Source organism: Cellulomonas sp. SG140, assembly GCF_025770785.1.
Classification (GTDB): domain Bacteria; phylum Actinomycetota; class Actinomycetes; order Actinomycetales; family Cellulomonadaceae; genus Cellulomonas.
Genome location: NZ_JANZLA010000002.1, coordinates 309,201 through 330,517, shown reverse-complemented (window position 1 = coordinate 330,517; position 21,317 = coordinate 309,201). Strand labels below are relative to the sequence as shown.

The window sequence follows — 21,317 nt, the reverse complement described above, 5'->3', positions numbered from 1 at the left end:
CCACGGCGGAGGGTGCCCCGCACCCTCCCTATGCTCGGCACATGCCCAGCCCGACCGGTTCCGGCCGAGGCGGCCGCGCGTCCATCGGTGACGTCGCGCGCCTCGCCGGCGTCTCGCTGCAGACGGTGTCCCGGGTGTCGAACGGCTCGGCCTCCGTCCGGCCCGGGACGCGGGCGCGGGTGCTCGAGGCGATGTCCAGCCTGGGCTACGCCCCCAACCACGCGGCGCGGGCCCTGCGGTACGGCAGCTTCCAGGCGATCGGGGTGGTGGCGCACCGCCTGCCACGCACCGGCGAGACACGGATCGTCGAGGCGGTCGTCGAGGCTGCCCGGCGCGAGGGCTTCACGATCTCCCTGGTCGACGTGCTGACGCCGTCACCGGACGACGTGAGCGACGCCGTGCAGCGGCTGGACAACCAGGCCGTCGACGGGCTGGTGGTGATCCGCGCGGAGACGGCGACCCCCGAGACGCTGGCGCTGCCGTCCCACCTCCCGGTCGTGGTCGCCGATCCCCGTCAGGTCGGTCGGCACGCCACCGTGGGCGCCGACGAGACGGCCGGTGCGCGGTCGGCCGTCGAGCACCTGCTGGCCCTCGGTCATCGTCCGGTGCACCACGTCGCCGGCCCCGAGGACTCCGTGCCGGCACGCCTGCGCCGCGACGCGTGGCGTGCGGCCTGCACGGCCGCCGGCGTCGGCACGCCCGCCCCTCAGGTGGGCGACTGGAGCGCGGAGTCCGGGTACGAGGCCGGCCGCAGGCTGGCGCGCGACCCCTCGGTGACAGCCGTCTTCGCCGCCAACGACGAGATGGCGGTCGGTGTGGTGCGCGCCCTGTTCGAGGCGGGACGACGGGTGCCCGATGACGTGTCGGTGGTCGGCTTCGACGACATCCCGCTCGCCGGCTACCTCTGGCCGCCGCTGACCACGGTGGTGCACGACTTCGAGCGGGTCGGCGCCGCGCTGGTCGAGCTGCTGGTGCGGCAGATCCGGGACGGGTCCGACCTGAGCACCGAGCGCGTCGTGGTGCCCGCCCCGCTGGTCGTGCGGGCGAGCACCGCGCCTCCCCGAGCCCGGACCACCTCGTGAGCACGCCCGACGCACGGGAGGTGCACCGCGTCGTCGTCGCGCGCGCGCAGGACGAGCGCGCGGAGGTAGCGCTCGCGCGGCGGGGAGCGGTGACCGAGCTGATCGTCGACGGGGTGTTCGCGATGGACACGGTCGACACCGGGACGGAACGTGCCCTCGCCCGGCTGGCGCTCGACTGCTGGCAGGGGGACGACGGCCAGGGCCTCGAGGAGCACGACCCGGGCGGGCCTCCTGGGGCCCGAGTGCTGGTGGGTGGGCTCGGCCTGGGGTTCACCACGGCGGCGCTGCTCGCCGACCCACGGGTGGCGACCGTGCACGTGGTGGAGCTCCACGCGGCGATCGTCGAGTGGGCGCGCGCCGGCATGCTCCCGCTGCCCGCCGCTGCGCTGAGCGATCCCCGCCTGACGGTCACCGTGGGTGACGTGGTCGACGTGCTGCCGAGGCTGGCGGCCGGCTCGTTCGACGCCCTGCTGCTGGACGTGGACAACGGCCCGACCTTCCTGATCCACCCACCGAACGCGGTCGTCTACCAGCCGCGGTTCCTGCGCACCGCGCTGCACCTGCTGGCGCCGGGCGGCGTCCTGGCCGTGTGGTCGGCCGACCGGGCACCGACCCTCGCGGACGCGCTGCGCACCGTCGGCGCCGACTGCCGCGAGGTGACGCTGCACGTGCAGCGCGACGGGCGGGACCTGGAGTACGCCCTGTACCTGGCGGTCGCGGTCGGCGGACCATGAGCGGGCTGCCGAGCACCGTCGTGGCGCTCGCCGGCACGCCGAGCGGGCTTGCGACCGCGTTCGCCTCGGGAGCCGTGGCCGGGCTGGCGATCGCGGTGCCGGTCGGTGCCGTGTCGACGTTGATCGTCATGGTCGGCGCCCAGCGGGGGTGGCGGGTGGGCGCCGCGGCAGGGCTCGGTGCGGCGACGGTCGACGGTGCGTACGCGACGGTCGCTCTGGTGGCGGGCGCGGCGCTGGCCCCGCTGATCGAGGCCCACCGCGCGACGCTGCGTTGGTCGTCCGCCGTGGTGCTGGCGGTGGTGGCGGTGATGCTGGCCCGGCCGGCCTGGCGTCCCGCCGCTGCCGCGCCGGCCACCGCCGCGGAGGAACGGCCCACGCTCGGGCCCGGGCGGGCGTACCTGACGGTGCTCGGCCTGACGGCGGTCAACCCGGCCACGGTGGTGTACTTCGCGGCGCTGGTGGCGGGTCCGGCCGCCCGGACCGTCACGGACCCGCCCCAGCGGACCGCGTTCGTCGTCGGCGCGATGCTCGCCTCGGCCTGCTGGCAGCTGCTGCTCGCCGGTACGGGATCGGCAGTCGGAGGCGTGCTGGCGGGCCCGCGAGCGCGACGCTGGACGGCGGCGGCAGGGGCCCTGGCCGTGGGGACCCTGGCCGTGGCGACGGCCGTGGGCGGCTGACGGGCGTCGGCCGCCCTCACGGCTCCCAGCGGAACAGCCGCGCGGAGACCACGGTCAGCACCGCCGTGAACGCGAGCAGGACGAGCACCGGCGCCACCACGGACGACGGGCCCCTGCCGCGCACCATCGTGTCGAGCATCGCCTCGTTCAGGTAGCGCAGGGGCAGCACCCGGGACACGCCCTGCAACCAGCCGGGCGCGGCTGCCAGCGAGAAGAACGACCCCGACAGGAACGCCATCGGCAGCACGATGACGTTGGCGAGGCCCACGGCCGCCTCCTCCGTCTTGGCGACCGAACCGGCGAGCAGACCGATCGACAGGAAGGCCAGCGTCCCCACGAGGGTCAGAGGGAACACCATCGGCCACCACCCGGTCAGCTTCAGGCCGAAGAAGGCCACCGCCACGGCGAGGAAGATCACCACCTGACCGAACGCGACGGCGAGGCTGACGCCGACGCGCGCGAGCACCACCGAGGCGGTCGACACGGGAGCGAGCCGCATCCGGCGCAGCAGCCCGTTGGTGCGCCACGCCACCAGGTTGACCGCCGCCCCGAAGGTCGCGCTCATGGCCACCGCCCAGCCCAGCAGGCCCGGGGTGACGAACTGGATGGTTCGCAGCGAGGTGTCCTCGACCTGGGCGGTCCGCAGCGAGAGCGCCGGCGGAGCGCCCGACGCCGCGAGGTTGGTCGCGTCCACCAGCCCGCGGAACGTGCCGAGCACCTGGGCGGCTCGCACCTGGTCGGCACGGGAGTAGCGCACGTCGACCGTGCCGCCGTCCTGGGTCACCACCGCGGCGACGGCACCGGACCGCACCCTGGCCAGGGAACCGTCGAGGTCGTCGCTCGTCGTGACGGAGATCGACTCGTCCAGCTGCGCGCGGGCGTCAGGCGGCAGCCGGTCGAGCACCGCCACCGGCCCCACGGCGACCACGTCGAGCCGAGGGCTGGAGCGGTCGGAGAAGATGCCCCCGAACAGCACCAGGAACATCAGCGGGAAGACGACGGACCAGAAGATGGTCATGCGGTCGCGGACGAAGCCCTTGGCCATCGCCGCCGTGAGCGAGCGCAGCGCGGTCACGATCGGTACTCCCGCCCCGTCAGGTGCAGGAAGACGTCCTCCAGCGTCGCTCCTCGCACGCTGAGCCCCGTCAGTGCGCCGCGCGCCGCCAGCCGGCCGAGCACCACGGCGGGCTCGCGCGTGGTGAAGACGAGGCTGCCGTCGTCCTCCTCGGCAGCGGCGACGGCGGCGACCGTCGTGACGTCGTCGACCGGCAGCGCTCCCGGAGCGAGGGTGATGCGGACCGGTGCGTCGAGATCGCGCACCAGTCCAGCCGGGGTGTCCAGCGTCAGCAGCCGGCCCTCGTCGACGATCGCGACGCGGTCGCACAGCGCCTCGGCCTCGTCCATGTAGTGGGTGGTGAGCACCACGGTCCGACCGTCGGCGGTCAGGCCCCGCAGCAGGTCCCACAGGTTGCGCCGCGCCTGCGGGTCGAGCGCCGCGGTGGGCTCGTCGAGGAAGACCACCTCCGGGTCGTGCACCAGGGCGCAGGCGATGGACAGCCGCTGCCGCTGGCCGCCGGACAGCTTCTCCGTGCGCTCGTCCGCCTTGTCCTCCAGCCCGACCGTGCCCAGCAGCCGGTCGGCACGAGCGGCGGGCACGCCGTACAGCGCACCGAAGGTGCGCAGCTGCTCACGGGCGGTCAGCCGCTCGAAGAACGACGACGCCTGCAGCTGCACGCCCATCCGGCGTTGCAGGGCGGGGTCGCGCCGCCAGGGGTCGTGGCCGTCCAGCCGGACGGTTCCGCCGGCGGGCCGGCGCAGCCCCTCGATCGCCTCGAGAGCCGTCGTCTTGCCGGCGCCGTTGGGCCCGAGCAGGCCGAAGAACTCCCCCGGCTCGACGACGAACGAGACGTCGTCCACGGCCACCAGCGCGCCGTACGTCATCGTCAGGTGCGACACGTCGATGCGGACGCCCATGTGCCCACCTCACCACCGGCCGCCCCGCGGCCACCACCCCCCGGTGACAGCGCCGCTCCCGCCCGCAGCCCGGCGCCCCGCAGCGGCAGCGGTCAGGCGCTCTCGCGCAGCGTGCGGCGCCGACCCTCCAGAGCCACGAGCTCGGCGAAGGCGGCGGAGTACGCAGCCGAATCGGCCTGTGCGTCCATCCGCTGCAACCGCCCGCGCAGCTCGGCGATCTGCCGCGTGCAGCCGATCTCCACCAGTCGCAGCACCACGCCTCGGACGTAGTCCGCGAGCGCGTCGGCGCGGTCCTCCGGGACGGGCGCCACGGCGAGCTCGGTGACCAGCGGACGGACCGGCTCGGACGCCTCCTCGATCACCTGGCCCACCCACCCGGTGGCGTCCCCGCCGGCAGCGACGACACGGCCGGCCTGCGGTCCTCCCGCGGCCCGGAGTGCCTCGTGCACGGCCCGGTAGGCCGGCACCGTGAACGTGTCGGAGCCGAGGTCGTCGGCGTCGGACGGGACCAGCGCCGGCAGCTGCAGGAGCACCTCGAGGGCGGTGCGCTCGAGGGAGGCGACCGGGTCGCGCCGGTCCGGGACCGGCAGCCGCGGGGCCGGCGGGGGCTGTCCCTCTCGACCCGGGTGGCCCCCACGTCCGTCGCCGTCCCCCCGAGAGCGGTCGTCGACCCGGGTGCGGTCGCCAGCAGGCGCGGACCGCCCCGCGGCGGCGACCGCCCGGCGCACCTGCGCCTCGTCACCCAACCCGAGCCAGCCCGTCAGCAGGCGGGTGTACTCCGGCCTCAGCGCGGCGTCCCGGATGCCCGCGACCACCGGCGCCGCCGCCCGAAGCGCCCCGACACGCCCTTCAGCGGTGCCGAGGTCGAAGCTGGCGAGGGTGGAGCGGATCACGAACTCGAACAGCGGCTGCCGTCCGGCGACGAGGGCCCGCACCGCGTCGGGCCCCTTGGCCTGCCGCAGCTCGCACGGGTCCATCCCGGAAGGCTCGACGGCGACGAACGTCTGCGCGGAGAAGGACTGGTCCTCGCCGAACGCGCGCAGCGCCGCCTTCTGCCCGGCGGCGTCGCCGTCGAACGTGAAGACGACGGCACCGCCGACGGAGCCGCCCCCGGCGAGCTGCACGCCGCCCGCTCCCCCGGAGTCGCCCATCAACCGCCGCACGATCCGCGCGTGCTCGGTGCCGAACGCCGTACCGCAGGTCGCCACCGCGGTGCCCACTCCGGACAGGTGCATCGCCATCACGTCGGTGTACCCCTCGACCACCACCACCTGCCGTTCGCGGGCGATCTCCCGCTTGGCCAGGTCGATGCCGTAGAGCACGTGCGACTTGCGGTACAGCACCGTCTCGGGGGTGTTGAGGTACTTGGGCCCGTTGTCCTCGTCGAACAGCCGCCGCGCGCCGAAGCCGACGGTCTCGCCGGTCACCTCGCGGATCGGCCACACCAGCCGCCCGCGAAACCGGTCGTAGACGCCCCGCTGCCCCTGGCTGACCAGGCCGGACGCGATCAGCTCCGGCTCCGTGAACCCTCGCCCGCGCAGATGCCGCAGCAGCCCGTCCCAGCCCTGCGGCGCGTAGCCGACGCCGAAGCCGTCGGCAGCGGCACGGTCGAAACCGCGCTCGCCGAGGAACCGGCGACCCGCCGCGGCCGACGGCCCCGCGAGCTGCTCCCGGTAGAACTCCTCGGCCACGCGGTGCGCGTCCAGCAGCCGGCGTCGCCGACCTGGCTCGTCACCGGGCCGTGGTGCGCCGCCCTCCTCGTACCGCACCTGCAGACCCACCCGGGCGGCGAGGTACTCCACCGCCTCGGTGAACCCGAGGCCGTCCACCTTCTGCACGAAGGCGATGACGTCCCCGCCCTCACCGCATCCGAAGCAGTGGTACCGGCCCACCTGCGGGCGGACGTGGAACGACGGCGACTTCTCGTCGTGGAAGGGGCACAGGCCCTTGAGCGACCCGACGCCGGCGGGCCGCAGCGCGACGTGCTGGCCGACGACGTCCTCGATGCGGACGCGTTCGCGGACCGCCTCCACGTCCTCCCGCCGGATGCGCCCCGCCACGCGCGAAGTGTAGGTCGTCAGCGGTAGGGGGGTGCGACGAGGTCGGCGTGCCAGGAGGCCGCCGACACGTCGGTCAGGGAGGCCACCTGGTCGATCACCACGCGCAGCCGGGCGGCGTCGTCCGACGCCTGCGCCCAGTCGGCGGCGAACGGTGGCTCGAGGGCGATCGGCGCGCGCTCCGACAGCACCCGGACCAGGTCGACCAGCATCTCGCGCTGTCGCTGGTAGAGCGGCTCGAGCTCGCGCGGCGCCATCACGTAGGCGACCGCGAGGCCCTTGAGGACCAGGATCTCGGCCACCGTCTCGATCGGCACGATCAGGTCCGCGGCGTACCGCGTGAGCGGTCCCGGACCGTACTGCTCGCGGGTGGCCTGCTGAGCCGCGGCGGCGAACCGGCCGATCAGCTGGCTCGTGGCGTCCTTGAGCATGGCCAGCGCGCCGCGCGAACCGTCGAAGCCGGTGGTCCACAGCTCCGCCGCGACCAGCCGGTCCATCGCCGCCTGCAGCCCGTCGGCGTCCACCTGGTCGCCGTACCAGGTCTCCACCGCCTCGACGACACGCGCCCGCTCGTCGTCGTCCGTCAGCACCACCAGGTCGAACCGGCCGCCGACCACCGCGTCCTCGACGTCGTGCACCGAGTAGGAGATGTCGTCGGCGAGGTCCATCACCTGCGCCTCGAGGCACTTGCGCCCGGCCGGCGCCCCTTCGCGCAGCCAGGTGAACACCGGGAGATCGTCCTCGTACACGCCGAACTTGTGGGTCGGTCTGCCGCTGGCAGCGCTGACCGGCCCCTCGCCGTAGCGCCACGGGTACTTCACCGAGGCGTCGAGGCTGGCGCGCGTCAGGTTCAGCCCGACCGGGCCGTCGGGGCCGACCACCTTGGGCTCGAGCCGGGTGAGCAGCCGGAGCGTCTGGGCGTTGCCCTCGAAGCCGCCGATGTGCCGGGACAGCTCGGCGAGCGCCCGCTCGCCGTTGTGCCCGAAGGGCGGGTGCCCCAGGTCGTGCGCGAGGCAGGCGGTGTCCACGACGTCCGGGTCGCATCCGAGCGCCTTGCCGAGCTCGCGGCCGACCTGCGCGACCTCGAGGGTGTGCGTGAGGCGCGTGCGCACGAAGTCGTCCGACGCGGGGCCGAGCACCTGAGTCTTGGCGCCGAGCCGCCGGAGCGCCGAGGAGTGCACCAGGCGGGCGCGGTCGCGCTCGAAGGGTGTGCGCTCCTGGTTCTTCGACCCCTCGTGGACCCAGCGCTGCAGGTCCCGTTCGGCGTAGCCGGGCACGAGGGCGGCCTGGTCGCCGGGCACGGCGGGGTGCACGACGGTCACGCGGGAAACCCTAGGCGACGGCGCACCCCGCCGGTCAGGACAGTCGCCAGACGTGGACCGCCGGTCCGTAGCCAGGGAGGGCGAGTCCGTCCCGCCGGACCTCCAGCTCGCCGTCGCCGTACAGCCGCTCGGGCCCTGAACCGTCGGCCAGCAGGGCGCGCGGCAACCGCGCGCCCGGCCAGCGGCCCCTGGCGGCCAGCACCAGCACGCGCTCGTCCGCCGTCTCGCGCAGGAACGCGACCGCGTCGTCGTGCACCACCACCCAGCGCAGACCGCCCTCGCGCAGCGCCCGGCTGCCCCGACGGACCTCGATCAGCCGGCGGTACACGTCGAACGTCCCCCGGTCCCACCTCGGACCGCCCCCGGCGTCGATGTCCGCCCATGGCATCGGCACCCGCGCACCCTCACCGGTGGTGCCCGTCAAGCCGCCCTCGTCCCCCGCGAAGACCATCGGCGTGCCCGGATACGTGAAGAGGAGCCCGGCGGCCACCTCGACCGCGGCGGGGCTGCCGGCGAGGGTGCGGATGCGCGGGGTGTCGTGGGACCCCAGCAGGTTCCACTGGTGCGCCGCCACCGACCACGGCACGGCGGCCATCGCCTCGCGCATCGCCGCCACCGTCGCCCGCCCACGGCGTCGGGGCCGCGGCACGGGGATCCCGGGCATCGTCAGGCCGGACGACGGGTCCACCAGCCACCCGCCCACCGGCGTGGCGAACCCGGCGTAGTTCATCGCCGCCTGCCAGCCGCCGGCCCGCAGGTCCTCCCCCGCGTCGTGGAAGTGCTCCGCGACCAGCACCGTCTCCGGCGACACGGCAGACATCGTCGCCCGCATCGCGCGCGCAACCCGGTGCGTCAGGTCGTCCGACCCGTGCCGACCCGTCATGTTCGCCACGTCCACCCGCCAGCCGTCGAGCGCGTAGGGCTCGCGCAGCCACCGTGCCGTCACGGAGCCGGGGCCGGACACCATCCGGTCGAACGTGCTGCCCGCGCCGTAGTTGAGCTTGGGCAGGGACGGGTGGCCCAGCCACCCGACGTAGCCGGGCTCGGTGTCCGTCCAGTAGTACAAGGACGCCTCGGGCGCCGAGCGGTCCTGCCGCGCGGCCTCGAACCAGTCGTGGCCCGCACCGGTGTGGTTCGTCGTCAGGTCACCGACCAGCCGCATCCCCCGCTCGTGCACCGCGCGGGACAGGTCCGCGAGCGCCTGGTCGCCGCCGAGCAGGGGGTCGACGTGGTCGAAGCTGGTCGCGTCGTACCGGTGCACCGACCGTGCGGGGAACACAGGCGTGAGGTAGACGGTGTCCACCCCCAGCCGCTGCAGGTGGTCGAGCCGCTGGACGAGCCCGCGCAGGTCTCCCCCGTACAGCTGGCGTCCCGTGGAGCGTCCGGTCGCCGCGGGCGGCACGTCCCACGCCATGGGTTCGGCCCATGCCGGACCTCCGGCCGGTGGCCCGTCGTACCCGTCGGCACGGGCGAACCGGTCCGGGAACACCTGGTAGACCACGGACGAGCTCGTCCACGCCGGAGCGGGTGCGTGCACCGAGAGCCGGAAGTCGGCGGCGTCCGTGACGTCCCGGGCGTGCAGGCCGGTGCCGTTCAGCCACCGCGCGCCACCGGGCTCGTCCAGCAACCAGCGGTACCCGGTGACGGGGTTGTGCACGGCGACGTCCGCGGTGAACCATCGCTCGTCGCCACGCCCGCCACCGTCGCCGCCGTCAGCGCGGGCCGCCACCATCACGGGCTCGCCGTCACGCAGCACGCGCAACCACACCGAGTCGACCGGCCGGTCGCGGGGGACGCGGACCCGCACCGGCACCACGTCGCCGAGCGTCGGGGTGCCCGGCGCCACGTACAGCGCCGAGCCGTCGTGGTGCGGCCGGTCGAGCCGGTGCCGCGGGGCCTGCCGGGTGCGGTCCCGGCTCACCCCTTGACCGAACCGGCCGTCAGGCCGGACACGATGTACTTCTGCAGGAACTGGAACAGCAGCACCACCGGGATGGCCGCGAGCACCGCACCCGCCGCGAACAACCCCCAGGGGGCGGTCTTCTCGTCGGCCGCCCAGCTGTACAGGCCGACCGCCAGCGTCCACTTCTCCGGCCGCTGCAGCACGATCTTGGCGATGATGAACTCGCCGTACGACGAGACGAACGACAGCAGCCCCACCACGGCGAGGATCGGGGCGACCAGTCGCAGGATGATCGTCCAGAAGATCTGCGCGTGCGTGGCGCCGTCGATCTTGGCCGCCTCGTCCAGCTCACGCGGGACGGTGTTGAAGAAGCCGTACATCAGGAACGTGTTCACCCCGAGCGCGCCGCCGAGGTACACCGCGATCAGCCCGAGCTGGCTGTTCACCCCGATCGCGGGGAACACCTTGGACAGGCTGAGCAGCAGCAGGAAGATCGCGACGAACGCGAGCATCTGCGGGAACATCTGCACCAGCAGCAGGAACGTCAGGCTGCCCCGCCGCCCGCGGAACCGGAACCGGCTGAACGCGTACGCGGCGGCCGCCCCCATCAGCACCGTGCCGACGGCGGTCACCGTGCACACCAGCAGCGAGTTGAGCAGCCACGAGCCGAAGTACCGGCCCCACAGGTTCTGGTAGTTCTGCCCGGACACGTGCCGGAACAGCTGGTTGGACCCGGTGAGCGTCCCGCCCGGGTTGAACGACGCCGAGAGCACGTACAGCAGCGGCAGCACGCAGACCACCACCATGACGACGGCGACGACGTGCCGCCAGCCGATCTCCCGCCACCACCGCACGCCGTGCACGGGGGCGTGGTGCTCGAGAGAGCGGGTCGGCTTGGTCGGCGTCCGCAGGACGGTACCGGTCCGGGTCGAGGTCGCGGCCATGTCAGAGCTCCTCGAGGGTGCGCGTGCGCCGGAAGCCCCACCAGGAGATGAGGCCGACGACGATGAAGATGAGGATCGAGACGGCGCTCGCCAGGCCGTACTGCTTCAGGCCGCTGCCGAACGCCACCGCGTAGACCATCGAGATCAGGATGTCGGTGTGCCCGATCAGCACCGGGGTGCCGGTGAAGCTGGGCCCGCCGCCGGTCAGCATGTAGATCAGCGAGAAGTTGTTGAAGTTGAACGCGAAGCTCGAGATCAGCAGCGGTGCGACGGAGATCATCAGCAGCGGCAGCGTCATCGACCGGAAGATGCGGAAGGGGCTCGCGCCGTCCATCCGCGCCGACTCGATGATGTCCGCCGGGATCGACTGCAGGGCCCCCGTGCACACCAGGAACATGTAGGGGAAGCCCAGCCACAGGTTGACCATCAGCACGGACACCTTGGCCAGCGTGCCGTCGGTCAGCCACGGCACGTTCGCGCCGCCCAGCAGGACCTCGTTGACGTACCCGAACCGCTGGTTGAGCATGCCGCGCCAGACGAGAGCGGACAGGAACGCCGGGAAGGCGTACGGCAGGATCAGCAGGGACCGGTAGATGCGCCGGCCCCGGACCCGCGGGTCGTTGAACGTGATCGCCAGGAACAAGCCCAGCGCGAACGTCGTCAGCACCGAGAGCCCCGCGAACACGAAGGTCCACACCAGGATCTGGGTGAACGGTCCGGACAACCGGGTGTCGGTGAACATCTGCGTGAAGTTCGAGAAGCCGACGGCGACGCGCCAGCCGGGGGTCAGCGCCGTCCCGTCGGGCGAGACGAAGCTGCCGCGCGAGTCGGGCCGGTACACCGTCCCCGTGCTCGTGTCCGTCATCGTGTCGGCCGCCGCGTCGTACGTCAGCGCGGACCTGTACAGGTAGCCGTTCTGTGCGTCCTGGGTGCGCAGCGACCCGTCGTCCGGGTTCGAGGAGAACGGCACGCGCAGGTTGACGATCTCGTCCTGCCGACCGGCGATCGAGGCGAAGTCCAGCACCTGCCAGCCGGGCACCGCGGTCACCTTGCCGCCGTCGACGGTCGCACCGTCCACGGCCGTCAGCGGCTGCGACGCCGAGCCGACCTCCGCCTTCCCGTCGACGACGACGGCGAATCCGACCGTGCCGGCCTTGTCGACCACCGTGAGCGGGTAGGTGGCGGAGCCCTCCACCCGCTTCTCGTTCTGCACCAGGATCTGGGCGACCGCGTCGCTCTTCGTGGAGTTGTGCCCGTCGCCGTAGTTGGTGAAGGCGACGTAAGCCGTGTACCCCATGACGAACAGCTGGTACACGAGCAGGAAGAGCAGCCCGGGCAGCAGGTACTTGGCCGGCAGGCCGCGCCGGGAGAAGTACACCCACGTGATGGCGACGAGCGCGACGAGCAGGAACGCCGCGACGCCCCACGACTGCACCGCGACCGCCGTGAGGATGCCGTAGACGCTGATCGCGTCGGCGACGGCGACGACGGCGAGCTTGACGAAGAAGCCGCGGGACCAGCTGCGTGCGTGGGAGGTGTCCCCCACGCCGGTGCGCCGGCCGGACGGCGTGCGCGGGGGCGCCTCGTCCGGGATCTCTACCTGGGTTCCCTGGTGGGACATGGTGCTCCTCGAGGCGGCCGGGACGGCCGGGTGACGTCGTCGTCTGCGGCTCATGGTGGTCCTGTCCGGGCGGCGGCGCCTGGCGGCCGCCCGGCGGCGGGGCGGGGGCCCCGGGGGAGTGCGCGCCGGGGGCCCGGGCGCCGCGCCCCGCCCGGGGGCGGGGGGGGGGGGCGGCGGGGGGGGGGGGGGGCCCGTCGGGGTGTCGGCCGGGGGGCCCCGCGGCCGCCTCTCCCCGACCGGTCAGCGACCGGTCACGGGCGTCACTTCTTGGTGGCGATGGCGTTCTGGATGTTGGTGATCATGGTGGTCCAGGCGCCGGCCGGGTCGGCCGCCTGGCCGTTGATCAGCTGCACCTCGGTGGTGCCCCAGAAGGACCACACGGAGCCCATCTCGGGGATGGACGGCATCGGCGCACCGGTGGCACCGGCGGCGTTGAAGCCGGCGAGCACCTTGTCGTCCACCTTGCTGGCCGCGGCGGTCAGGGCCGGCAGGCGGCCACCGCTCTTGTACAGCTCCGTCTGCACCTTCTCGGTGGTGAGGAAGTTGACCACGAACTCCTGGGCGAGCAGCGGGTTCTTGCTCTTCGCCGAGATGAACGCGCCCTGGACACCGACGAACGGCTTGGCCTCCTGGCCACCGGCGCTCGGGATCGGCAGCACGGAGATGTCCATGCCGGCCTTGGTGAACGCGGTGGTGTTCCACGGGCCCGTGATGATGTACGGCGCCTTGCCGTCGAGGAACGCCTGCTTGGCCTTGTCGCCGTCGATCGACGCGTCGAGGACCTTCTCCTTGCCCAGCTTCTGCAGGTAGGCCGCGAACTTGGTGCCCGCGTCACCGCTCATGCCGATCTCGTTGGTGTACGAGCCGTCGTCCTTCTGCTTGAACACCGGGGCGCCGAAGGACGTCTGCAGCGGGTACAGGTGGTACGCGTCGCCCTTGTCACCCTGCTGGATCAGCACGGAGAACGGGGTGTTGGCCGTCTTGGCCTGCGTCACCAGGTCGTCGAACGTCTTCGCTGTCGTGTCCTGGAGGAGCTTGTTGTTGCGGACCAGCGCGATGTTCTCGATGGCGTACGGCACGCCGTACTGCTGGCCGTTGTAGGCGAACGCGGAGACGGCGGACTTGCTGAAGTCCTTCGCCTTGTCGCCGAGCTGGACGGTGGCGACGACGCCGTTGTTGACGAACTCACCGGTCCAGTCGTGCGCGCCGATGATGACGTCGGGGCCCTGCCCGGTGGGGACCTGGGAGACGAAGTCGGTGCGGATGTCGCCCGACACCTTCTGCACCAGGTCGACCTTCACGCCGGTCTGCTGCTGGAACTCGTCGACGATCGGCTTCATGGAGTCGATGCGGGTCTCGTCGACCCACATGGTCAGGGTGCCGCTCAGCGTCGGCTTCGCGCTCGCGGTGGCGCTCGCGGTGGAGCCGGAACCCGACCCCGAGCCCGAACATGCGGCCAGCGCCAGGGTCACTCCGGCGATCGCCGCGAGGGGGATGCTCCGTCGCATCGTTGTGTGCTCCTCGGTGGAAGACGTGCCGTCGGCCGACGGGACGCCCGCCGACGATGGCCTGATGGCTGGGACGGTAACGCGCTTGTGATCGCATCAGCAACTCGTTACGGTAACTTTCAGGCAACGGTTTGCAGGGCTGGGACGTCGGACGGAGACACGCCGGCGACGCGCCGGGCATGATTGACCGTCGCACCCCGTATGGACGAGGAGGTCCCGTGTCTCTGCTGCCGCCGGCACGCACCCGGCTGACCGACATCGCCGAACAGGCAGGTGTCAGCACCGCCACGGTGTCGCGCGTGCTCAACGGCAAGCACGGGGTGTCCTCCCACACCCGCCAGGCGGTGCTCGCCGCCCTCGACGTGCTCGGCTACGAACGGCCCGACCGGCTGCACTCGCGGCCTGCCGGCCTCGTCGGGCTCGTCGTGCCGGAGCTGAGCAACCCCGTGTTCCCCGCGTTCGCGCAGGTGATCGAGACGATGCTGTCCGACCGCGGGTACACGCCGCTGCTGTGCACGCAGTCGCCGGGCGGCACCACCGAGGACCAGTACGTCGAGATGCTGCTCGAGCACGGGGTGGACGGCATCGTCTTCGTGTCCGGCCTGCACGCCGACACCTCCGCCAGCACCGAGCGGTACCAGCGGCTGCGCAGCCGCGGCATCCCGCTGGTGCTGGTCAACGGGTACGCCGAGGGGGTCGACGCGCCGACCGTGTCGACGGACGACGCGGCCGCGATGGAGCAGGCCGTCCGGCACCTGACCTCGCTCGGCCACCGGTCGATCGGGCTGGCCGTGGGCCCGACGCGGTTCGTGCCGGTTCGCCGCAAGATCGACGCGTTCTCCGAGCTGCTCCGGCGGCAGGGCGTCGCCGAGCCCGAGCAGCACATCGTCTCGACCCTGTTCACGGTCGAGGGCGGTCAGTCCGCCGCGCTCGAGCTCATCGAGTCCGGGCACACCGCGGTGATCTGCGGGTCGGACCTGATGGCCCTCGGCGCGGTCCGTGCCGCCCGCTCGCGCGGGCTCCAGGTGCCGGACGACCTCTCGGTGGTCGGTTTCGACGACTCACCGCTGATCGCGTTCACCGATCCGCCGCTCACCACCATCCGGCAACCGGTGGCGGCGATGGGGCACGCCGCCGTCGCGGCGCTGGTCGCGGAGATCCGGTCCACCCCGGTCTCCCGGGCGGAGCTGCTCTTCCAGCCGGAGCTCGTCGTGCGTGGGTCCACCGGCGCCGCGCCCGCCGGTGCCCTGGTGCTCCCCGGACCCGGGGCCGCCGCAGTCTGACGACGGCTCCCGCCGTCCCGTGCCGCCGGCACCGCACCACCTCACCGCCCGAGCCGTCACGTCCTGTGCCGTCGCGTCCTGACGCGCCCGCGCGGCGCCCCGCCGCACCCTTCGAGAGGCCTCCATGACCAGCACCGCTCCCGACCGCGTCCGCGTGCACACCGCCTCGGCGGACGCGCAGTGGTGGCGCTCCGCCGTGATCTACCAGGTGTACCCGCGCTCGTTCGCCGACTCGGACGGGGACGGCGTCGGCGACCTGCCCGGGATCACGGCCCACCTGGACCACCTCGTCGAGCTGGGTGTCGACGCCCTGTGGCTGTCGCCGTTCTACCGGTCACCCCAGGTGGACGCGGGCTACGACGTCGCCGACTACCGGGACGTCGACCCCCTGTTCGGCACGCTGGCCGACGCCGACGCGCTGCTCGAACGGGCGCACCGGCTCGGGCTGCGGGTGATCGTCGACCTGGTGCCCAACCACACCTCGGACCAGCACGCCTGGTTCCGGGCGGCACGAGCGGCGGCCCCGGGCTCCACCGAGCGGGCGCGCTACCTGTTCCGGGACGGCCGTGGCGAGCACGGTGAGCTGCCGCCGAACAACTGGGAGTCGGTGTTCGGCGGACGTGCGTGGACGCGGGTGATCGAGGCCGACGGCACCCCCGGGCAGTGGTACCTGCACCTGTTCGACGCCGGGCAGCCGGACCTGAACTGGGAGAACCCGGAGGTCCGCACCGAGTTCGAGGACGTGCTGCGGTTCTGGCTGGACCGCGGGGTCGACGGTTTCCGCGTCGACGTCGCGCACGGCATGGTCAAGGCGGAGGGCCTGCCGGACTGGTCGGGCCACGTCGCGATGATCGAGGGTGACGAGCAGGGCACGGTCCCCGGCGACACCAACCCGATGTTCGACCAGGAGGGTGTCCACGACATCTTCCGCGCGTGGCGCCGGGTGCTCGAGGAGTACCCGGGCGAGCGCGTGATGGTCGCCGAGGCGTGGGTGGACCCGCTCCCCCGGCTGGCCCGGTACGTGCGGCCCGACGAGCTGCACCAGGCGTTCAACTTCGACGTCCTGGTCACCGGATGGGACGCGGTGCGGCTGCGGCGGGTGATCGACTCGTCCTTCGCCGCCAATGACGCCGTCGGCGCTCCCACCACCTGGGTGCTGTCGAACCACGACGTCGTCCGGCACGCGTCCCGGCTCGGCCTGCCCGACCCGACCAGCCGGCCCAACGGCATCGGACCGGACGACGTCCAGCCGGACGCCGAGCTCGGGCTGCGGCGGGCGCGCGCCGCGACGCTCCTGGTGCTGGCGCTGCCCGGCTCCGCGTACCTGTACCAGGGCGAGGAGCTCGGGCTGCCGGACCACACCACCCTCGACCCGGCCGTCCGGGCCGACCCGGCCTTCTTCCGGACCGGTGGCGCCGAGCTGGGTCGCGACGGCTGCCGGGTCCCGCTGCCGTGGCGCACGGACGCTCCCGCGTACGGCTTCTCACCGACCGGGGCGACCTGGTTGCCGCAGCCGGACGAGTGGGCGCGGCTGGCCGTCGACGTCCAGCGTGACCAGGCGGGCTCCACCCTCGAGCTCTACCGGGCCGCTCTGCGGCTGCGGCGGCAGCACGGGTTGGGCGCGGGCGACCTCAGCTGGGCGCCGGAGGAGTCGGCCGACCCGACGGTGCTCGCGTTCGTCGTCCGGGACGTCCTGGTGGTGGCCAACCTCGGCGAGAGCACGGTGCCGCTGCCGGACGACGGAGAGGTGCTGCTGTCCTCCGCGCCGCCGGCAGCGGGGGCAGAGCGCACCGTGCCGCCCGCCACGACGGTCTGGGTCCGGCTGCGCTGACGGTTGCCCGTCCGACGCGGAGAGACCGTGGCCCTGCGGGCCCGACCGCATCAGCCGCGACGTGCGGAGACGTCCCACGCCTGCGCCGAGTGCGGCGCCACCTGGACGGTGATCTGGCCGCCCTTGACGGTCGCCGACGACCCGGTGCACCGGCCCCCGCTCACCGGCGCACCACCCGCCAGCACGTCGCAGTAGGCGCCGGCCGGCAGGTGCGTCGGGATGCTCGTCGCCACCGGGCTGTCCGCGTTGTTCACGACGACGAAGCCGAGACCGCCGCGCCCGAGGGCGACCGCGTCACCCTCCGACCACGTGTCGACCACGGCGGCCGAACCGGCGACCGCACGCCACCCGACCATGCCGGCCACGGCAGGCCAGGCGTGCTGGCACACCCAGTCGCCGGGCTGCAGCGCGGCGCCGGGGCCGGGAGCGGCGCCGCACGCGGCGTCCAGAACGGCACCGCGGGCGTCCTGGCGGGGGCCCGCGTCGCGGTCGTCAAACGCGTACCCGGAGTACACCAGCGGCGTACCGTAGCTGCCCGCCAGCATCAGCACGTCGGCCAGCTGGTAGGTGGCGCCGTCGCGGTAGCTGAGGGTGGACCGGTTCCGCTCGGTGTCGTGGTTGTCGACGAAGACGACCGCCTTGTCGCTCGGCGCGTAGCGGCTGCCGGTCCCCAGGGTCAGCACGGGACCGATCGAGCCCGCCAGCATGCCCTTGACGTCCCGCCCCCAGGAGAACTCGAGGACCTTGCCGTTCGCCAGGTACTGCTCCGGGGTGATGGGTTCGCCGCTGCCGCGGATCACCTCCTGGACCACGCCGGTGCCGGCCGGGAGGTCCGCGGTGAAGGCCGCGATGTCCTCCGGCGCCATGTGCTTGGCCGCGTCGATGCGGAAGCCGTCCACCCCGAGCGAGACGAGGTCGGCGAGGTAGTCCGCGATCTTCTGGCGCACCTGCGGCTTCTCGGTGGCAAGGTCGGCGAGGTTGGACAGCTCGCACGTGCGCACCTGCGTCGCGTCCTGGTAGCTGACGATGTCGTCGCCCGGCGTCAGGCCGCAGTGGTGGAAGTCGCCCGCGGCGTCCGAGTACAGCCCCGGGTACTCGTAGTGCGAGTACGACGAGCCGGCCCAGCCGACGCCCGGGGTGTCCTGGCCCGTCATGTGGTTGACCACGGCGTCCGTGTAGACCTTCACGCCGGCGGCGTGGCAGGCCGTGATCATGGCGGTGAGCTGCGCACGGGTGCCGAGCCGGCTCTCCAGCCGGTAGCTGACCGGCTGGTAGGAGGTCCACCACTGGCTGCCCAGCACGTGCTCCTGCGGCGGTGAGGTCAGCACCCACCCGTAGCCGGCGGGGCCCAGCCGATCGGTGCACTCACGCGCGATCGCCGGCCACGTCCACTGGAACAGCTGGACGCCGACGTCGCGCACGGCAGGGCCGGCGGTCGGGGAGGCGGACCGTCCGGGCGTCGAGCACGCGGCCAGCAGGGCGAGCACGGCGGCCAGCGTCGCGGTCCGGAGGAGCCGCCGAGAGCGGGCGGACGGGGTCGTGCGGTGCGTCATCGTCACCACCAGGTCGGGCCGCAAGGACTTGCAGCAAGTTTCGGCGCGCCGAGTGTAGCCCGCGAGCGGCGGCCGTAGGCTCCCGACGTGCCCGCCGTCGTCGTCAACGGACCCGCGTCGTGGAACACCCTGGTGCGGCTCGACGCACTGCCGCAGCCGCGATCGCAGACGCTCGCGGCGCGCTCGGTCGAGCACGGCCTGGGCGGTACCGCCGCAGGCAAGGCGGTGACGCTGGCCGCCCTCGGCGTCGACGTGCTGCTCTCGACCGTGCTGGGCGACGACGAACCGGGCACGCAGGTACGCACGGGGCTGGATCGGCCCGGGCTGCGTGTGCTGGGGCGTCCGGCCGCGCGCGGTCGCACCGAGCAGCACCTCAACCTCCTCGCCCAGAACGGCGACCGGGTGTCGATCTACCTCGAGCTGCCGCAGGTGCAGGGCCCCACGCCGTCCGGCCTGCTCGCTGCGCTGCGCGAGGCACCGGTCGCGGTCCTCGACCTGGCGGAGCACTCCCGTCCGCTGCTCGAGGCCGCGCGGGCGAGCAGGGTGCCGGTGTGGTGCGACGTCCACGACGACGACGGCGCGGCGGAGTACCCACGAGCGTTCGCGCAGGTGGCGGACGTGCTGCTCGTCAGTGCCGCACGGCTCGACGACCCGAGGCGGTACCTCGACGCGCGGGTCGTTGCCGGGGCGCGACTGGCCGTCTGCACGGCCGGGTCGGCGGGCGCGCTCGCGCGCGACGCCGAGGGCTGGTGGGAGGTCCCCGCGGTGCGGGTCGACGTGGTCGATCCCGAGGGCGCCGGTGACGCCTTCCTCGCCGGGCTGCTGGCGGCCCACCTCGACGGGCTGCCGACGCCGGACGGCCTGGCGCTCGCCTCGGCCGTCGCGGCACTGGCCGTCGCGCAGCCCGGTCTCGGCGGGGGGTCGGTCACGCGTGCGCAGGCCGACGCGCTGGCGGGTTCCGTGCGCGTGCGGCGCGCCTGACGCACTCCCGGTTCGTCCACGGGCCGTCGAGCGGTGGTCCCGGACGTCCGCGGCGGACCAACGGTGGCGTCAGCCGCCCGACACCGACAGCTCGGCCTCGCGCAGCGTCCGCCGGAACTCCTCCGACAGCTCCCGCGAGTCGAGCCACCCGTCCGGCACGTGCGGTCGTTTCGGCGATCCGGCGCGGCCCCGCTGCCCCTCGGCGGCAGCGCCGGGATAGGGCTGGTCGTGGTCCAGCAGCGCGAGCAGGTCGTCCAGCTCCGCCGTCGTCGACACCATCGCCAGCCGGGCCCGCAGCTCACCGCCCACCACGTAGCCCTTGAAGTACCAGGCCATGTGCTTGCGCATCTCGCGCAACGCCTTCGACTCGTCCCCGAAGGTGTCGACCATCAGCTCGGCATGCCGCCGCACCACCGCGGCGACCTCGCCCAGCCCGGGCCGCACGCGCACGTCCGAGCCGGAGAACGCTGCGGCGAGGTCCGCGAACAGCCACGGCCGCCCCTGGCACCCGCGGCCGACGACCACCCCGTCGACACCCGTGTGCGCCACCATCTCCAGCGCGTCCTCCGCCGACCAGATGTCCCCGTTGCCGAGCACCGGGACGTCCGTCACGGCAGCCTTGAGCGCCGCGATGGCGTCCCAGTCGGCCGTCCCCGAGTAGTAGTCGGCCGCCGTGCGACCGTGCAGCGCCACGGCCGCCACGCCGGCGTCCTGAGCACGCAGCCCCGCCTCGAGGTAGGTCAGGTGGTCGTCATCGACCCCCTTGCGCATCTTCACGGTCACCGGCACCCCCGCAGGTGCCGCGGCGGCCACCGCCGCCTGCACGATGGACGCGAACAGGTCTCGCTTCCAGGGCAGCACCGCGCCCCCGCCGCGGCGGGTGACCTTCGGCACGGGGCAGCCGAAGTTCAGGTCGACGTGGTCGGCCCGGTCCTCCTCCACCAGCATCCGGACCGCCGCACCCACGGTCGCCGGGTCCACGCCGTACACCTGCACCGACCGGGGGCGCTCGTCGGGCGCGAAGTCGATGATCCGGAACGACTCCGGGCTCCGCTCCACGAGGGCGCGGCTGGTGACCATCTCGGCGACGTACAGGCCGGCACCGGACTCGCGGCACAGCCGGCGGAACGCCGCGTTGGTCACGCCGGCCATCGGTGCGAGCACCACGGGGGTGTCCACGACGATCGGACCGATGTGCAGCGGGGGCAGCACGGCACCGACCGTCGGGGCGGCCGGACGTGCGTCGGCGTCGTCGAGGACCGGGGGCATGCCGTCCAGTGTCGCATCCGGCCGTGGACGACCACCGCCTGGCGGAGGGGCCGCCGGGCCCGGTCGTCAGGCGTCGCGACGAGGTGCGAGCGGCTACCGGGCCTCGGGGTCGGCCTGGTGGATGCCGAACGTGTTGCCCTCGGGGTCGAGGAAGTAGCCCTGCCACGCCATGCCGGTCAGGGCGTACTTGGGCAGCGCGACACGCCCACCCGCGGCCTCGATCGCCGCGGCGGTGGCGTCGAAGTCGTCCACCTGGACGGTGCAGACGAACGCGTTGGGACCCTGCTCCGCGCCCGGCGCAGGGGCTCGCCGCTTCAGCAGCCCCCCGTCGATGCCGACCTGGTCACCCCCGCCGGTGGTGACGCCCCAGTACTCGTCGTCTGCCACCCCCGACCAGTCCTGGAACTGCCAGCCGAACACCGACCCGTAGAACTCCCGGGCCCGGGCGACGTCGTCCGCGTGGATCTCGAAGTGCACGACACGGGACACGATGGACCTCCTGCGCACGATGCGGATCTACGGCTCCACTCTGGCAGTGCCGAAGGGCGGCCGCTGCCTGAGCCGGGACGCCGCCGGCG

Annotated in this window: 17 protein-coding genes; 6 read left to right on the top strand and 11 right to left on the bottom strand. The window is 73.5% G+C overall.

Annotated features, from left to right (window positions below):
• Positions 1 to 41 precede the first annotated feature (41 nt).
• From N0B34_RS05335 to N0B34_RS05325, 3 genes are read left to right on the top strand one after another with little or no spacing between them, the layout of a single operon-like run.
• The gene (locus N0B34_RS05335; RefSeq protein WP_263730275.1) at positions 42 to 1,082 is read left to right on the top strand and encodes a LacI family DNA-binding transcriptional regulator; all 1,041 of its coding nucleotides are present in this window, start codon (positions 42 to 44) and stop codon (positions 1,080 to 1,082) included.
• Entirely contained in the window at positions 1,079 to 1,816 is a 738-nt protein-coding gene (locus N0B34_RS05330) for a hypothetical protein (protein ID WP_263730274.1), read from the top strand. Before N0B34_RS05335 ends, N0B34_RS05330 begins: the two co-directional genes overlap by 4 nt.
• Positions 1,813 to 2,493, top strand: a complete 681-nt coding sequence (locus N0B34_RS05325; protein WP_263730273.1) for a LysE family transporter — start codon at positions 1,813 to 1,815, stop codon at positions 2,491 to 2,493. The genes N0B34_RS05330 and N0B34_RS05325 overlap by 4 nt, the downstream gene beginning before the upstream one ends.
• A 16-nt stretch (positions 2,494 to 2,509) precedes the next feature.
• On the opposite strand, the gene N0B34_RS05320 is transcribed toward N0B34_RS05325, so the two are convergent.
• The 8 genes from N0B34_RS05320 to N0B34_RS05285 form a co-directional block, all read right to left on the bottom strand.
• A complete protein-coding gene (locus N0B34_RS05320; protein WP_263730271.1) occupies positions 2,510 to 3,568 on the bottom strand; it encodes an ABC transporter permease in 1,059 nt (352 codons plus the stop codon).
• Positions 3,565 to 4,467 carry an ABC transporter ATP-binding protein gene (locus tag N0B34_RS05315; RefSeq protein ID WP_263730270.1) on the bottom strand — a complete coding sequence of 301 codons (903 nt, stop codon included), beginning with the start codon at positions 4,465 to 4,467 and terminating at the stop codon, positions 3,565 to 3,567. Before N0B34_RS05315 ends, N0B34_RS05320 begins: the two co-directional genes overlap by 4 nt.
• Positions 4,468 to 4,559: 92 nt before the next feature.
• Positions 4,560 to 6,527, bottom strand: coding sequence for a DNA primase (gene dnaG, locus N0B34_RS05310; protein WP_263730269.1), 1,968 nt, complete (start codon positions 6,525 to 6,527; stop codon positions 4,560 to 4,562).
• 17 nt (positions 6,528 to 6,544) lie between these two features.
• The gene (locus tag N0B34_RS05305) at positions 6,545 to 7,837 is read right to left on the bottom strand and encodes a deoxyguanosinetriphosphate triphosphohydrolase (protein ID WP_412175704.1); all 1,293 of its coding nucleotides are present in this window, start codon (positions 7,835 to 7,837) and stop codon (positions 6,545 to 6,547) included.
• Positions 7,838 to 7,880: 43 nt separating this feature from the next.
• Positions 7,881 to 9,767, bottom strand: coding sequence for a glycoside hydrolase family 13 protein (locus N0B34_RS05300; RefSeq protein WP_263730268.1), 1,887 nt, complete (start codon positions 9,765 to 9,767; stop codon positions 7,881 to 7,883).
• Complete coding sequence (locus N0B34_RS05295; RefSeq protein WP_263730266.1) at positions 9,764 to 10,693, bottom strand: sugar ABC transporter permease; 930 nt, start codon at positions 10,691 to 10,693, stop codon at positions 9,764 to 9,766. Before N0B34_RS05295 ends, N0B34_RS05300 begins: the two co-directional genes overlap by 4 nt.
• A 1-nt stretch (position 10,694) precedes the next feature.
• Positions 10,695 to 12,314 carry an ABC transporter permease subunit gene (locus tag N0B34_RS05290; protein WP_263730265.1) on the bottom strand — a complete coding sequence of 540 codons (1,620 nt, stop codon included), beginning with the start codon at positions 12,312 to 12,314 and terminating at the stop codon, positions 10,695 to 10,697.
• A 260-nt stretch (positions 12,315 to 12,574) separates the two neighbouring features.
• Positions 12,575 to 13,822 carry a maltose ABC transporter substrate-binding protein gene (locus tag N0B34_RS05285; protein ID WP_263730264.1) on the bottom strand — a complete coding sequence of 416 codons (1,248 nt, stop codon included), beginning with the start codon at positions 13,820 to 13,822 and terminating at the stop codon, positions 12,575 to 12,577.
• Between the two features lie 218 nt (positions 13,823 to 14,040).
• Between N0B34_RS05285 and N0B34_RS05280 the strand changes: the two genes are divergently transcribed.
• Positions 14,041 to 15,105 carry a LacI family DNA-binding transcriptional regulator gene (locus N0B34_RS05280; RefSeq protein WP_263730263.1) on the top strand — a complete coding sequence of 355 codons (1,065 nt, stop codon included), beginning with the start codon at positions 14,041 to 14,043 and terminating at the stop codon, positions 15,103 to 15,105.
• Positions 15,106 to 15,229: 124 nt separating this feature from the next.
• The gene (locus N0B34_RS05275) at positions 15,230 to 16,936 is read left to right on the top strand and encodes a glycoside hydrolase family 13 protein (protein ID WP_263730262.1); all 1,707 of its coding nucleotides are present in this window, start codon (positions 15,230 to 15,232) and stop codon (positions 16,934 to 16,936) included.
• Between the two features lie 50 nt (positions 16,937 to 16,986).
• On the opposite strand, the gene N0B34_RS05270 is transcribed toward N0B34_RS05275, so the two are convergent.
• Entirely contained in the window at positions 16,987 to 18,489 is a 1,503-nt protein-coding gene (locus tag N0B34_RS05270; RefSeq protein ID WP_263730261.1) for an alpha-amylase, read from the bottom strand.
• Positions 18,490 to 18,576: 87 nt separating this feature from the next.
• Between N0B34_RS05270 and N0B34_RS05265 the strand changes: the two genes are divergently transcribed.
• The gene (locus tag N0B34_RS05265; RefSeq protein WP_263730260.1) at positions 18,577 to 19,470 is read left to right on the top strand and encodes a carbohydrate kinase family protein; all 894 of its coding nucleotides are present in this window, start codon (positions 18,577 to 18,579) and stop codon (positions 19,468 to 19,470) included.
• 69 nt (positions 19,471 to 19,539) lie between these two features.
• Here the strand turns inward: N0B34_RS05265 and dusB are convergent, their stop codons facing one another.
• The gene (gene dusB / locus N0B34_RS05260) at positions 19,540 to 20,739 is read right to left on the bottom strand and encodes a tRNA dihydrouridine synthase DusB (protein ID WP_263730259.1); all 1,200 of its coding nucleotides are present in this window, start codon (positions 20,737 to 20,739) and stop codon (positions 19,540 to 19,542) included.
• 93 nt (positions 20,740 to 20,832) lie between these two features.
• Positions 20,833 to 21,228 carry a VOC family protein gene (locus N0B34_RS05255; RefSeq protein WP_263730258.1) on the bottom strand — a complete coding sequence of 132 codons (396 nt, stop codon included), beginning with the start codon at positions 21,226 to 21,228 and terminating at the stop codon, positions 20,833 to 20,835.
• Positions 21,229 to 21,317 lie beyond the last annotated feature (89 nt).

Bases quoted from the DNA above. Each gene is read 5' to 3' on its own strand.
- N0B34_RS05335 (WP_263730275.1), top strand. From the start codon at position 42: ATGCCCAGCCCGACCGGTTCCGGCCGAGGCGGCCGCGCGTCCATCGGT.
- N0B34_RS05270 (WP_263730261.1), bottom strand. From the start codon at position 18,489: ATGACGCACCGCACGACCCCGTCCGCCCGCTCTCGGCGGCTCCTCCGG.
- N0B34_RS05295 (WP_263730266.1), bottom strand. From the start codon at position 10,693: ATGGCCGCGACCTCGACCCGGACCGGTACCGTCCTGCGGACGCCGACC.
- N0B34_RS05290 (WP_263730265.1), bottom strand. From the start codon at position 12,314: ATGTCCCACCAGGGAACCCAGGTAGAGATCCCGGACGAGGCGCCCCCG.
- N0B34_RS05325 (WP_263730273.1), top strand. From the start codon at position 1,813: ATGAGCGGGCTGCCGAGCACCGTCGTGGCGCTCGCCGGCACGCCGAGC.
- N0B34_RS05285 (WP_263730264.1), bottom strand. From the start codon at position 13,822: ATGCGACGGAGCATCCCCCTCGCGGCGATCGCCGGAGTGACCCTGGCG.
- N0B34_RS05275 (WP_263730262.1), top strand. From the start codon at position 15,230: ATGACCAGCACCGCTCCCGACCGCGTCCGCGTGCACACCGCCTCGGCG.
- dusB (WP_263730259.1), bottom strand. From the start codon at position 20,739: ATGCCCCCGGTCCTCGACGACGCCGACGCACGTCCGGCCGCCCCGACG.
- N0B34_RS05315 (WP_263730270.1), bottom strand. From the start codon at position 4,467: ATGGGCGTCCGCATCGACGTGTCGCACCTGACGATGACGTACGGCGCG.